Origin of the sequence: Shewanella sp. 3_MG-2023, from assembly GCF_030548765.1 — a bacterium.
GTDB lineage: Bacteria > Pseudomonadota > Gammaproteobacteria > Enterobacterales > Shewanellaceae > Shewanella.
Genome location: NZ_JAUOSH010000008.1, coordinates 91,580 through 105,760, shown reverse-complemented (window position 1 = coordinate 105,760; position 14,181 = coordinate 91,580). Strand labels below are relative to the sequence as shown.

General features: G+C 42.7%; 13 protein-coding genes and 2 tRNA genes. 14 read left to right on the top strand and 1 reads right to left on the bottom strand.

Annotated features, from left to right (window positions below; genetic code table 11):
* Positions 1–257 precede the first annotated feature (257 nt).
* The gene (greA, locus tag Q4591_RS06605; RefSeq protein WP_076542843.1) at positions 258–734 is read left to right on the top strand and encodes a transcription elongation factor GreA; all 477 of its coding nucleotides are present in this window, start codon (positions 258–260) and stop codon (positions 732–734) included.
* Positions 735–865: 131 nt separating this feature from the next.
* Here greA and yhbY read toward each other — a convergent pair whose 3' ends face one another.
* Entirely contained in the window at positions 866–1,165 is a 300-nt protein-coding gene (yhbY, locus tag Q4591_RS06600; protein ID WP_076542846.1) for a ribosome assembly RNA-binding protein YhbY, read from the bottom strand.
* Between the two features lie 90 nt (positions 1,166–1,255).
* Here yhbY and rlmE point away from each other — a divergent pair, with 90 nt between their 5' ends.
* From rlmE to truB, 13 genes are all read left to right on the top strand, one after another.
* Positions 1,256–1,885, top strand: a complete 630-nt coding sequence (gene rlmE / locus Q4591_RS06595) for a 23S rRNA (uridine(2552)-2'-O)-methyltransferase RlmE (RefSeq protein ID WP_055023704.1) — start codon at positions 1,256–1,258, stop codon at positions 1,883–1,885.
* Between the two features lie 54 nt (positions 1,886–1,939).
* On the top strand, positions 1,940–3,901 hold the full coding sequence (gene ftsH / locus Q4591_RS06590) for an ATP-dependent zinc metalloprotease FtsH (RefSeq protein WP_303460044.1): 1,962 nt from the start codon (positions 1,940–1,942) through the stop codon (positions 3,899–3,901).
* A gap of 135 nt (positions 3,902–4,036) precedes the next feature.
* On the top strand, positions 4,037–4,876 hold the full coding sequence (gene folP / locus Q4591_RS06585) for a dihydropteroate synthase (protein WP_102437915.1): 840 nt from the start codon (positions 4,037–4,039) through the stop codon (positions 4,874–4,876).
* Between the two features lie 79 nt (positions 4,877–4,955).
* Complete coding sequence (glmM, locus tag Q4591_RS06580; RefSeq protein ID WP_303460041.1) at positions 4,956–6,299, top strand: phosphoglucosamine mutase; 1,344 nt, start codon at positions 4,956–4,958, stop codon at positions 6,297–6,299.
* A 151-nt stretch (positions 6,300–6,450) separates the two neighbouring features.
* Positions 6,451–7,233, top strand: coding sequence for a triose-phosphate isomerase (gene tpiA / locus Q4591_RS06575; protein ID WP_076542857.1), 783 nt, complete (start codon positions 6,451–6,453; stop codon positions 7,231–7,233).
* A 4-nt stretch (positions 7,234–7,237) separates the two neighbouring features.
* Complete coding sequence (gene secG / locus Q4591_RS06570; protein WP_076542859.1) at positions 7,238–7,561, top strand: preprotein translocase subunit SecG; 324 nt, start codon at positions 7,238–7,240, stop codon at positions 7,559–7,561.
* Positions 7,562–7,685: 124 nt separating this feature from the next.
* Positions 7,686–7,771 (top strand) — tRNA-Leu (locus Q4591_RS06565).
* A 74-nt stretch (positions 7,772–7,845) separates the two neighbouring features.
* Positions 7,846–7,922, top strand: a tRNA-Met gene (locus Q4591_RS06560).
* Positions 7,923–8,092: 170 nt separating this feature from the next.
* The gene (rimP, locus tag Q4591_RS06555) at positions 8,093–8,548 is read left to right on the top strand and encodes a ribosome maturation factor RimP (protein WP_076542862.1); all 456 of its coding nucleotides are present in this window, start codon (positions 8,093–8,095) and stop codon (positions 8,546–8,548) included.
* Between the two features lie 29 nt (positions 8,549–8,577).
* Positions 8,578–10,077, top strand: coding sequence for a transcription termination factor NusA (nusA, locus tag Q4591_RS06550; protein WP_076542863.1), 1,500 nt, complete (start codon positions 8,578–8,580; stop codon positions 10,075–10,077).
* Positions 10,078–10,102: 25 nt separating this feature from the next.
* Positions 10,103–12,733, top strand: a complete 2,631-nt coding sequence (gene infB / locus Q4591_RS06545) for a translation initiation factor IF-2 (protein ID WP_102477160.1) — start codon at positions 10,103–10,105, stop codon at positions 12,731–12,733.
* 59 nt (positions 12,734–12,792) lie between these two features.
* Complete coding sequence (gene rbfA, locus Q4591_RS06540) at positions 12,793–13,218, top strand: 30S ribosome-binding factor RbfA (protein WP_102439559.1); 426 nt, start codon at positions 12,793–12,795, stop codon at positions 13,216–13,218.
* Positions 13,218–14,162: a tRNA pseudouridine(55) synthase TruB gene (gene truB, locus Q4591_RS06535; protein WP_303460038.1), complete on the top strand. Its 945-nt coding sequence runs from the start codon at positions 13,218–13,220 to the stop codon at positions 14,160–14,162. The genes rbfA and truB overlap by 1 nt, the downstream gene beginning before the upstream one ends.
* The last annotated feature ends 19 nt before the right edge of the window (positions 14,163–14,181 follow it).

Sequence of the window (14,181 nt, the reverse complement as noted above, 5' to 3'; positions counted from 1 at the left end):
ATTCGGTTAAAAAGGCTGCAGTCATGCAGCCTTTTTTATTACTATTTTTTGACACTCACTAGTAACTACTCGCAAGCTTATGTAAGCTTAGCTATCATCATTTGCTAGCCCTTCAGCGCGCGAGACTGTTTTGTTGCCACATGTCGCTATAAGTGAATGTGAGCATGACGACTCGACGTTTAATAATATAGATTTTACTGTGTTGATATGCGTGTCGACACGGGGTGCTTTTGTTTTTAAAGGAGACATAAGACATTATGAATACCGTCCCTATGACGATCATCGGAGCTGAACAGCTGCGTAAAGAATTAGATGAATTAAAATTTGTGCGTCGTCCAAGCATTACTGAAGCTATTGCTTCTGCACGTGAATTAGGCGACTTGAAAGAAAATGCTGAATATCATGCAGCCCGTGAAGAACAAGGTATTTGTGAAGCACGTATTCGTGATATTGAAGGCAAGTTATCAAATGCACAAATCATTGATGTGACATCAATGCCAAACAATGGCCGAGTGATTTTTGGCACAACAGTGACCATTGTCAATGTTGATACCGATGCAGAGTCAACTTACCGTATCGTCGGTGATGATGAAGCAAACATTAAAGAAAATCTTATTTCAGTGAATTCACCGATAGCGCGGGGATTAATTGGTAAGAACCTTGATGATGAAGTTGCCATTACCACACCTGGTGGCACCGCAGAATATGAAATTATCGCTGTAGAATACGTTTAATAAGTTACGACTTAAGACTGGTTTGCTATAGCGATAAAAAAACCACTGCATGGCAGTGGTTTTTTTAGGTCATATTCAATACCAGTTAATCAACAATCGACTAATATTAAGTAACCAGATGTTTGACGAAATTATTTTGCTTTTGGAACGGCAATTTTCATTTCAGCAGACTGACGGAAAATAACTAAGGTGTGACCGATAAGCTGTACTTTGGTAGATTGAGTTTCGCGAATAATCGCGTCAACTACAGCATTTTTAAGCTCTCTATCAGAAGAGCCTACTTTCACTTTAATTAGTTCATGATGAGTGAGTGCACTATCAATTTCAGCCAGTACACCTTCGGTCAAACCATTAGCACCAAGCAGCACTACAGGCTTTAAATTATGCGCCAGGCCTTTTAAATGCTGTTTTTGTTTGGTTGTTAAGTTCATTTGTACCAACTTTTTAAATGTTACTGTTGAAAAACGGCTATTCTACCCTTATATAAGCATGATGTAACTCCAAATCGTTACGGAATTTAAATGGCAACGAAGAAACGCTCGGCAAGTTCAAGCCGATGGATGCAAGAACATTTTGATGATCACTATGTAAAACTGTCTCAAAAGCGAGGTTTACGCTCTCGAGCTGCATTCAAGTTGGAAGAAATCCAACAAAAAGACAAATTAATTAAACCTGGTATGACAGTAGTAGACTTAGGCGCAGCGCCTGGCGGTTGGTCTCAAATTGCAGTTAAACTAGTGGGAGAAAAAGGTAAATTAGTCGCATGTGATATTTTACCTATGGACCCCATCGTGGGCGTCGACTTTTTACAGGGCGATTTCCGTGAAGAAAAAGTACTTGATGCTTTACTTGACCGCGTTGGTGAAGATAAAGTTGATGTAGTACTATCAGATATGGCGCCTAATATGAGTGGTTCAGATGGTGTGGATCAACCAAGGGCAATGTATTTAGTAGAATTAGCATTAGATATGTGCCATCAAGTTTTGGCATCTAATGGTAGTTTTGCAGTCAAAGTTTTTCAGGGGGAAGGCTTTGACGAATATATGAAAGCAGTGCGACAAGCTTTTACAACAGTGAAAACACGCAAACCAGATTCATCACGACCACGTTCACGTGAAGTTTATATAGTGGCGACTGGTTACAAGTTATAGTAGTCTAACGATTAATTATCGTGGGTCTTCAAGAGGTCTAACAATTTGAGTGACATGGCAAAAAATTTAATTCTCTGGGTTGTCATCGCCGTCGTGTTGATGTCAGTGTTTCAGGGCTATTCCCCCTCTTCTTCGTCAACGCAGAAGATGGATTATTCCGTATTCTTAGATAGTGTCCGAAACGGCAATATCAATTCGGTAGAAATTAAAAGTGATCAACGTACCATTGAAGGAGTAAGACGCTCTGGAGAGAAGTTCACTACAATCATGCCAATGTATGACCAAGATTTAATCAATGATCTTGATCGTAAAGGGATTTCAATGAAGGGCCAAGAAGCTGAAGAGTCAGGCTTCCTAACCCAAATCTTTATCTCTTGGTTCCCGATGCTGTTATTAATTGGTGTGTGGATATTCTTCATGCGCCAAATGCAAGGCGGTGGCGGTAAAGGCGCGATGTCATTTGGTAAGAGTAAAGCCAAATTGATGAGCGAAGACCAAATTAAAACCACTTTTGGTGATGTTGCAGGTTGTGACGAAGCAAAAGAAGACGTAAAAGAATTGGTTGATTACCTAAAAGAGCCAACCCGTTTCCAAAAGCTTGGTGGCCGCATTCCTACCGGTGTTCTTTTAGTTGGCCCACCGGGTACGGGTAAAACCTTACTTGCAAAAGCCATTGCTGGTGAAGCTAAAGTTCCGTTTTTCACTATTTCTGGTTCTGACTTTGTTGAAATGTTTGTCGGTGTCGGTGCATCACGTGTACGTGACATGTTTGAGCAAGCTAAAAAGTCTGCACCATGTATCATCTTTATCGATGAAATTGATGCTGTAGGTCGCCAACGTGGCGCTGGTGTTGGTGGCGGTCACGATGAGCGTGAGCAAACCTTGAACCAAATGCTGGTTGAAATGGATGGTTTTGAAGGTAACGAAGGTATTATTGTTATTGCTGCGACCAACAGACCAGATGTGTTGGATGCTGCATTGCTACGTCCAGGTCGTTTTGACCGTCAAGTGGTTGTTGGCTTACCGGATGTTCGTGGTCGTGAACAAATTTTAAAAGTTCATATGCGTAAAGTACCGTTAGCAGATGGTGTCAAAGCCAGCGTTATTGCTCGTGGTACCCCAGGGTTCTCAGGTGCTGATTTAGCAAACTTGGTGAATGAAGCTGCGCTATTTGCTGCTCGGGGTAATCGCCGCGTAGTGAGCATGGAAGAGTTTGAAAGTGCTAAAGACAAAATCATGATGGGTGCTGAGCGCCGCACGATGGTGATGTCTGAAGATGAAAAAGAAATGACCGCATACCATGAAGCAGGTCATGCGATTGTTGGTTGTTTAGTGCCTGAGCATGATCCTGTGCATAAGGTTACTATTATTCCACGCGGCCGTGCATTAGGTGTGACTTTCTTCTTACCTGAAGCTGATGCAATTAGTCAAAGTCGCCGTAAACTTGAAAGCCAAATTTCAGTTGCCTACGGCGGACGTTTAGCGGAAGAGATGATCTACGGTACAGAGCGCGTATCGACAGGTGCTTCACAAGACATTAAATATGCAACGTCAATTGCACGTAACATGGTGACCCAGTGGGGCTTCTCTGAAAAATTAGGCCCGGTACTTTATGCTGAAGATGAAAACGAAGTATTCCTAGGACGCAGTATGGGTAAAACCCAACATATGTCCGACGATACCGCCCGTATCATCGATGCCGAAGTAAAACACTTAATTGATTCAAATTACGATCGTGCGCATACTTACTTAAGTGACAACATGGATATCCTCCATGCCATGAAAGATGCGTTAATGAAATTTGAAACCATCGATGCCGATCAAATTGATGATTTAATGAATCGTCGCGAAGTTCGTCAGCCAGCCGATTGGGATGCTGATGACTCAATTGATGATAAAGATAAAGGCACGCCTGCAAACACGACAGAGACTAAAGCTGACTCTGAAGCTGCAGACGCAGATAAAGCAGATGATAAACCAGAATCGACACCAGATACTGATGCGCCTGCTAAATAACGCTGAGTTAAATTAACGTAAAAAACCCCGAAAGGGGTTTTTTTATATTTATTGCTTTGTGAACAAAAGTATTTTAATTCAGCTAATAGAGTTAAATATTATCTAACTCATTAAATTGAGTATAAGTGAGGTTGTGTGTTTGAACTTAAATCGGGAGATAAAACCCTCTCGCTAGCCAGTCCGATTGTTATGGCTATCATTAATGTAACCCCAGATTCTTTTTCTGATGGCGGTCAACATGCCACGTTTGAAAGTGCTTGTCAGCAAGTTGATAAAGTCATCAGTCAAGGGGCTAAAATAGTTGATATTGGCGGCGAGTCAACCAGACCAGGTGCTACAGCAGTTACTTTAGAAGAAGAGCTCGCTAGAGTTATTCCTGTCATCGAATATACTGCCCAAAACCATGATGTGTGGATTTCAATCGATACCAGTAAGCCGCAAGTCATGGAAAAAGCAGTTGCTGCAGGCGCCCATATTATTAATGATGTTCGTGCGCTACAAGAGCCCGGCGCGCTGGCAATGGCAACTATGCTCGATGTGCCCGTATGTTTAATGCATATGCAAGGGCAACCAAAAGATATGCAAGACTCACCAGAATACGACGATGTTATCCAACAAGTTAATGACTTTTTGTCGCTAAGGGTAGATTATTGTTTAGCAGCAGGTATGTCTCGAGAAAATATCATTTTAGATCCAGGCTTTGGCTTTGGTAAAACTCTTGAGCATAATTATCAGCTGTTAGCCAAGTTACCGGAACTACATAGTTTGCATTTTCCCGTGCTGGTAGGTTTATCAAGAAAAAGCATGATCGGGGATTTATTACAGCGTGATATTAATAATCGCTTAGCGGGTAGTCTTGCTGGGGCGATGATTGCGGCGCAGCAAGGGGCGCAAATTATACGGGTACATGATGTTGAAGAAACCGTGGATGCACTCACTGTGATGTCAGCGACAATGGCAAGTTTACATAACTAACCTTTTCAGTCATTTTAAACATGCATTTTTTGCCTAGGTTACGTTATCAAGTGGTATGAATTCACTTTGAGAGGTACACATGCAGCAAAGACAATTTTTTGGAACTGATGGTATTAGGGGCAAGGTCGGCGCGGGTAAAATGACCCCCGAGCTTGCTCTTAAGCTTGGCTGGGCAGCGGGAAGGGTGCTTTCACGCAGTGGCACCAAGAAAGTGATTATCGGTAAAGACACACGGATTTCGGGTTACCTGTTTGAATCCGTACTGGAAGCCGGCTTATCTGCCGCTGGCTTAAATGTATTATTGGTTGGGCCTATGCCGACGCCAGCTATTGCTTATTTAACCCGAACTTTTAGGGCCGAAGCTGGCATTGTTATTAGTGCCTCCCATAATCCCTATTACGATAATGGTATTAAGTTTTTTTCAGCTGACGGCAGTAAGTTAGATGATGCGCTTGAATTAGAAATAGAGCATGAACTTACCAAAGACTTAGTTTGTGTTGAGTCTCATTTATTGGGCAAAGCGGCAAGAATTGATGATGCAGCAGGGCGCTACATTGAATATTGTAAAGGTCATTTCCCTGCTGAGCTGACTTTAGCTGGGCTTAAAATTGTGGTTGATTGCGCTCACGGCGCAACATATCACATTGCTCCTAGTGTTTTTAAAGAGCTTGGCGCAGAAGTGATCACCATTGGTGATAAACCTAATGGATTAAATATTAATGACAATGTTGGCGCGACATCCATGGCGTCAATATGCGAGCAAGTGCTGCTAGAACAGGCTGATGTCGGCATTGCCTTAGATGGCGATGGTGATAGGATCATGATGGTGGATCACCAAGGTAATGTGATTGATGGCGATCAAATTCTTTATGTGCTTGCCGCTAATGCGCTTAATAATGGCACTTTGAAGGGCGGGGTTGTTGGCACCTTGATGTCAAATTTAGGCTTGGAGTTGGCACTTAAGAGATTGAATATCCCCTTTATGCGCTCAAAAGTAGGTGACCGTTATGTCATGGCGTTGATGCGTCAACACCACTGGCGTATTGGCGGCGAAAGCTCTGGACATATACTCGATTTAGATCACGGCACGACAGGGGACGGTATCGTGGCGGGAATTTTAGTGTTAGCGGCAATGCAGCAGCAACAATTATCGTTAGCACAGTTGGTTAAACCGCTAAAAATGTTGCCTCAAGTATTAATTAATGTCACTTTTAATAGTGAGACTGATCCATTATCAGCGTCAGCGGTCATCACTACCCTGCAGCATGTAGAGCAGCTATTAGGTAAAACCGGTCGAGTTTTACTTAGAAAATCCGGCACTGAGCCCTTAATAAGGGTGATGGTTGAAGGTGAAGATGTGGCATTGGTCACATCTTTTGCACAACAGATTGCTGATGCAGTGCAACGCGTTAGTAAATCCTAAATGTTATATATTAATTGTTTATTTATTAATACTTAATCGTACCGAGTAAAAAAACAACACTCTGACACGTTATAGTAATTATTCCTAACTTAGGTATTGTAACTTGTTTGGTGGTTCGTTATTATTCACGCCGCTTTGAAAGGAGACAGTAATGGCACTCAGACGTCCTATGGTAGCTGGCAACTGGAAAATGAATGGCAGTTCGGCTTTAGCCCAAGAGTTATTCAGCAAGTTCGCTACAAAGCTCCAAAATGATTCTGCTGAAGTAGTTTTGTGTCCACCTTCAATTTACCTTGAAAGTGTAAGACAACTACTTGAAGCAAATAAGCAAACCTTAGATGGCGCGCTTGTAAGAATGGGCGCACAAAACCTTAGTCAGCATGACTTTGGAGCCTACACTGGTGAAGTTTCCGGTAAAATGCTAAAAGATTCAGGATGTCGATATGTGATTATCGGCCATTCCGAACGCCGTCGTATGTATGGCGAAACAAGTAATATCGTTGCAGAGAAATTTGCTGCAGCACAGAAACATGGTTTAACGCCGATTCTTTGTGTTGGTGAATCTGGTCCAGCTCGTGAAGCAAGACGTACTTTTGAAGTGATTGCCGAAGAGTTAGACATTGTGATTGAAAAGAATGGCACCATGGCTTTTGATAATGCCATTATTGCTTACGAGCCTTTATGGGCTGTAGGTACTGGTAAGAGTGCAACTCCAGAGCAGGCACAAGAAGTCCATGCGTTTATTCGTCAAAGACTTTCTGAAGTGTCGCCGTTCATCGGAGAAAATATTCGTATTTTGTACGGTGGTAGTGTTACGCCTTCAAATGCAGCCGATATTTTTGCACAGCCAGATGTTGATGGTGGACTGATTGGCGGTGCTAGCTTAAACTCTAGCGAGTTTTTAAGTTTATGTTCCATAGCGATGAGCGCTTAATATTATGTATGAAGTTTTAATTGTAGTTTACTTGGTTGTTGCGATTGGTCTTGTTGGCCTAATCCTTCTTCAGCAAGGTAAAGGAGCTGATATGGGGTCTTCTTTTGGTGCTGGTGCATCAGGAACTCTATTTGGCTCAGGCGGTTCAGGTAATTTCCTGACACGTAGCACAGCAGTGCTAGCGATTGGTTTTTTCACTTTAAGCCTAGTATTAGGTAACTTAAGTGCTAACCATTCAAAGCAAGATGATGCATGGAATGATTTAGGTTCTGCAGTAGAGCAAGTTGAACAAGCTCCTACTCAAACTGAAACAAAGATTCCAGACTAAACAACAAATTGAGGCAACATAGTTTGTTGCTTCCATTAAGTCTTGTCTCTATTAGCTAAGTTAAGTTTCCCTCTCTCAAACTTAACCTCAGATTAGCTAATAGAAAATAGTAACAGTTACATATGCGGATGTGGCGGAATTGGTAGACGCGCCATCTTGAGGGGGTGGTGAGCTATGCTCGTGTGGGTTCAAGTCCCACCATCCGCACCAAATTTGATTAATCAAAGTTAATTGGATTAATCATTGCAAGAGAAGACGTAAGTTAATATAATTGCGCAAGTTGACGCGGGGTGGAGCAGTTTGGTAGCTCGTCGGGCTCATAACCCGAAGGTCGTCGGTTCAAATCCGGCCCCCGCAACCAGCTTATTGTCGATTGATTTTACGAAATTGCGTAAAACATTCTTCAATTAAAAGGTTCTATATTAAGACCTCGTCATTACGGGGTTTTTTGTTATATGGAGCTTGGTAACTCCGTGATTATACGGACTTTTTTGGGGCTTATGCCCTTTTTTTCGTTTTTGGGGGTCATTTTTGGCAACATTAGAAACTAAACTGACAGAAATGCTGACAGTACCTGTTGAGGCTATTGGTTTTCAACTTTGGGGTATTGAGTTTGTCCATGCTGGGCGTCATTCAATATTACGTGTATTTATTGATGGTGAAAGTGGTGTCAATATCGAAGATTGTGCCGAAGCCAGCCGTCAAGTTAGTGCTGTTCTAGATGTTGAAGACCCAATCTCGACAGAATACACATTAGAAGTTTCTTCGCCTGGGGTTGATAGACCTTTATTTACTGCAGCGCAATACGCTGCATATATTGGCGAAGATGCAAAAGTACAATTGACGATGCCAGTAGCGGGTAGTCGTAATTTAAAAGGTGTCATCACGGCAATCGAAGGGCAAATGCTAACGATAAACGTAGATGGTGAAGATTTGATAGTGGCTTTAGATAATGTACGCAAAGGCAACATTATTGCGAAGTTTTGATAGTTTCAAGGTGAACGAGGCAAGACATAATGAATAAAGAGATTCTGCTAGTCGCAGAGGCGGTATCAAATGAAAAAGCCGTCCCGCGTGAAAAAATATTCGAAGCGCTAGAAATTGCTCTAGCCACTGCAACTAAGAAAAAGTATGAAGGCGAAATTGAAGTTCGCGTTGCTATCGACCGTAAAACTGGCCACTACGACACTTTCCGTCGTTGGATGGTTGTCGATGATCAAGGTGAAGCTTTAGAAAACCCTTACAGCGAAATCACACTTGAAGCTGCGCGATATGAAAATCCAGAAATTCAACCTGGTGAGTTCATCGAAGATGAAATCGATTCAGTTGTGTTTGACCGTATTACGACGCAAACCGCGAAGCAAGTTATCGTACAAAAAGTACGTGAAGCTGAACGCGCTCAAATCGTTGAACAGTTCATTGAACGTGAAGGCGAGATTGTTACTGGTGTCGTTAAGAAAAGCACCCGTGAAAGCGTTGTTGTTGATCTAGGTAATAATGCTGATGGTGTTATTTACAAAGAAGACATCATTAGCCGTGAATCATTCCGTCCTGGTGACCGTGTACGTGCTTTACTTTATGCAGTTCGCCCAGAAGCTCGCGGTGCGCAGTTATTTTTAACGCGTAGCAAGCCTGAAATGATCATTGAGTTATTCAGAGTAGAAGTACCTGAAATCTTAGATGAAGTGATTGAAATCATGGGTGCAGCACGTGACCCAGGCGCTCGCGCTAAAATCGCCGTGAAAACCAATGACAAACGTATCGATCCTATCGGTGCTTGTGTTGGTATGCGTGGCGCACGTGTTCAAGCTGTTTCAAATGAGTTAAGTGGTGAGCGTGTTGATATCGTTATGTGGGATGACAATCCAGCACAATACGTTATTAACGCAATGGCACCTGCTGATGTTGCTTCAATTATTGTTGATGAAGACAACCACTCAATGGACATTGCTGTTGAAGCAGACAGCCTAGCACAAGCGATTGGTCGTAATGGTCAAAACGTACGTTTAGCGACTCAGTTAACAGGCTGGGAATTAAACGTAATGACTGTTGAAGACCTTAACAAGAAGCATCAGGCTGAAAGCGCTAAAATCGTTAACTTATTTGTTGAAACACTTGAAGTTGACGAAGATTTTGCAACAGTACTTGCAGAAGAAGGCTTTACGTCTTTAGAAGAAATTGTTTACGTACCTGAAACAGAATTATTAGACATTGATGGTTTTGACGAAGACATCGTAACTGCGCTACGCGAACGTGCAAAAGCGGCGATTTCAACTAGAGCATTAGCGTCAGAAGAAGCACTTGATGGTGCTGAACCGGCTGCAGATTTATTAGCGTTAGATGGTTTAGAAAAGCATTTAGCATATGTTCTTGCAAGTAAGGGTGTAATTACCTTAGAAGACTTAGCGGAACAAGGCATTGACGATTTAATTGATATTGAAGAATTGACAGAAGAAAAAGCAGGTGAGCTCATCATGGCTGCCCGTAATATCTGTTGGTTTGGCGAAGAAGCATAAGTCGATCAACAGGGGGATTTAATTGATGGCAGATACAAGTATAGATAAATTGGCCGCGGAAGTGGGCAAAAATGTAGACAGACTGATTGAACAGTTTGCCGACGCAGGGATCAAGAAAACCAAAGCTGATTCAGTTTCAGAAGCTGAAAAGCAAACATTGCTTGATCACTTGAAAAAGCAACACGGTGGCGATCAAGCGCCGCAAAAAATGACATTACAACGCAAAACCGTTTCAACACTCAGTGTTAATGCCGGTGGCGGGCAATCTAAAGACGTTAAAGTTGAAGTACGTAAAAAACGTACTTTTGTTAAACGTGACGATAGCGATGCAGCGAAAGAAGCTGAACTAGCAGCGCAAAAGCAGCAAGAAGCAGAAGCTGCGGCGAAAGCTGCTGCAGAAGCTAAGGCTAAAGCGGACGCAGAAGCGAAAGCGAAAAAAGATGCAGAAGCTAAAGCGAAGAAAGAAGCTGAAGCGGCTAAAGCCAAAGCAGCTAAAGCTGAAGATCCTGAGTCTGCTGCTGCGCAAGTAGAAGCTGATCGCCTTAAAGCGGTTCAAGAAGCGACATTAAAGAAAAAGCAAGAAGAAGAAGCGGCATTAGCTGCTGAAACTGCTCGCAAGTTAGCTGAAGAAAACTCAAAGCGTTGGGCTGAAGAAGAGCGTCAACGTATTGAAGCTGAAAAGAACGGTGATCACCATGTGACTACCTCTAAAGCGGCGCGTGCTGCTGAAGATACTTCAGATGCTAACGATGAAAAACGTGGCCGTCGTGCACGTAACAAGAATGCTAACAAGAAACGTGGTGGCAAAGGCGGTCGTGATAACCGTAGCAATGCTGCACGTAACAAGAGCACTGCTCCTGAATCTATGGCACATGGTTTCAACAAACCTGTTGCTGTGGTTAAAGGCGAAGTACGTATCGGTGAAACAGTATCTGTTGCTGAACTTGCTCAACGTATGTCTCTTAAAGCCACTGAAATCATCAAGCAGATGATGAAAATGGGCTCTATGGTTACCATTAACCAAATCTTAGACCAAGAAACAGCACAAATGGTTGCTGAAGAAATGGGTCATAAGGTTATTCTTCTTCGTGAAAACGAATTAGAGCATCAAGTACTTGGTGATCGTGATGAAGAAAATGTGGTACTAGAGACTCGTGCTCCAGTCGTTACCATCATGGGTCACGTTGACCACGGTAAGACTTCATTACTTGATTACATTCGTCGTGCCAAAGTTGCTGACGGTGAAGCCGGTGGTATTACCCAGCATATTGGTGCATACCATGTAGAAACTGAAAATGGCATGATCACTTTCTTAGATACTCCTGGTCACGCGGCGTTTACGTCAATGCGTGCTCGTGGTGCTAAAGCAACTGATATTGTTATTTTGGTTGTGGCTGCAGACGATGGTGCTATGCCGCAAACTATCGAAGCGATTCAACATGCTAAAGCTGGTAACGTGCCGTTAATCGTTGCAGTGAACAAAATGGATAAGCCAGAAGCTGACCCAGAGCGTGTTAAGAGTGAATTAGCTCAACACGGTGTTATGTCTGAAGATTGGGGCGGCGAACACATGTTCGTAAACGTTTCGGCTAAAGCGGGTACCGGTATTGACGAATTACTTGAAGGCATTTTACTTCAGTCTGAAGTATTAGAGCTTAAAGCTGACCGTTCAGGTATGGCTGCTGGTGTTGTTATTGAATCTAAATTGGATAAAGGTCGTGGCCCAGTTGCTACTGTACTTGTTCAAGAAGGTACTTTACGCCAAGGCGATATCGTTCTATGTGGTCTTGAGTACGGTAAAATCCGTGCAATGAAAGACGAGAACGGTAAAGCAATTACTGAAGCTGGTCCATCAATCCCTGTAGAGATCTTAGGTCTTTCAGGTGTACCTTCAGCTGGTGATGAAGCAACAGTTGTTCGTGATGAGCGTAAAGCACGTGAAGTTGCACTTTATCGTCAAGGTAAATTCCGTGATGTTAAACTAGCACGTCAGCAAAAATCTAAGCTTGAAAACATGTTCGCGAACATGACCGAAGGCGAAGTGCAAGAACTTAACATCGTTCTTAAAGCAGACGTTCAAGGCTCACTTGAAGCAATTTGTGAATCATTAGCTAAACTGTCTACTGATGAAGTTAAAGTTAATATCATCGCTCGTGGCGTTGGTGCATTAACTGAAACTGATGCTACGCTAGCTGCAGCTTCAAATGCCATCATGGTTGGTTTCAACGTGCGTGCTGATGCACAAGCGCGTAAGACTATCGATTCTGAAAGTGTTGATTTACGCTACTACAGCGTTATCTACGACTTGATTGATGAAGTTAAAGCGGCGATGACGGGCATGCTTGCTCCTGAATTCAAGCAACAAATCATTGGTCTGGCAGAAGTTCGTGATGTATTTAAGTCGCCTAAGATTGGTGCAATTGCCGGTTGTATGGTTACCGAAGGTACCATCAAGCGTAGCGCTCCTATCCGTGTACTACGTGACAACGTGGTTATCTACGAAGGTGAGCTAGAATCATTACGACGCTTTAAAGATGACGTTGCTGATGTTCGTAACGGCATGGAATGTGGTATCGGTGTGAAGAACTACAATGACGTCCGAGTGGGCGATCAGATTGAAGTCTTCGAGACGGTCGAAGTGGCCCGAACGCTGTAACACAGAAAGGGCGGCGTAAGCCGCCTTTTTTATTTATATAAGGCTATGGTAACAATATTATGGCAAAAGAATTTAGTCGTACTCGTCGAATCGCGCAGCAGCTGCAACAAGAGCTTGCTATGGTGTTACAGCGCGATATGAAAGACCCTCGCATCGGTTTTGTTACAGTAAACGATGTTGATGTGTCACGAGATTTAAGCTATGCAAAAGTATTTGTGACCTTCTTTGAAGAAGATCGTGAATTAGTCGATCAAAAAGTCGAAGCACTTGCTGCAGCAGCTCCTTACATCAGAACACTAATTGCTGGCCGCATGAAGCTACGTGTTATGCCTGAACTACGTTTTGTCTATGACAGTTCATTAGTTGAAGGTATGCGTATGTCTAACTTAGTAAGCCAAGTGATTACGAGTGATAAGGCAAAGCAAGAAAAGTTTGGTTCTGAAGAATCAACTGACGCTGAAGAAAATACAGAAGGAAAAGACTAATGGCTCGTCGTCGCAAAGGGCGTTTTATTGATGGCATAGTGCTATTAGATAAAGGAACTGGCATCAGTTCTAACCATGCTTTGCAACGTGTCAAACGTCTCTACCAAGCTAACAAAGCCGGCCATACTGGCGCTTTGGATCCATTGGCAACCGGGATGCTACCTATTTGTTTAGGTGAAGCAACCAAGTTTTCTCAACATTTACTTGATGCTGATAAGCGTTATTTAGTGACGGCCAAGTTAGGTGAAAGAACTGATACCAGTGATTCTGACGGTGAAGTTGTGCAGATAAGACCTGTCAATTTTACCCAAGAAAAGCTTGAAGTGTCACTTGAACACTTTCGTGGTAAAACCATGCAAGTTCCTTCTATGTATTCGGCATTAAAGTATCAAGGTCAGCCTTTATACAAATATGCACGTGAAGGCATTGAAGTCCCCCGTGAAGCCCGACCAATTAATGTGTTTGAGTTGCTATACGTCGGCTTAGAAGGTGATGAGTTAACCTTAGACATTCATTGTTCTAAAGGTACTTATATTCGCACCATCGTTGATGATTTAGGGGAAATGCTAGGCTGTGGGGCTCATGTCATTATGCTTAGACGTACTCAAGTTGCTGACTATCCATATGAAAAAATGGTGACCTTAGAGCAATTGATGGCGATGGTAGGTGAGGCTGAAAAGTCTGAAATACCTTCAAGTAATGTATTAGACCCATTACTATTACCAATGGATACCGCGGTCGCGAACTTTGCTGAAGTAAATTTACCTGAGACCAGTGCTCATTATATTTTACAAGGCCAACCTGTTCAGGCTGAAGGTGTGCTAGATGATCAACTTCTACGGATCACTTTAGGTGAGTCAAGAAAGTTTATTGGCATTGGCTTTAAAAATGATGATGGCTTACTCGCACCCAAAAGATTAGTGGTTGACCACAGTCAAGAGTAGTGGCTCTAACTTGTTAGTT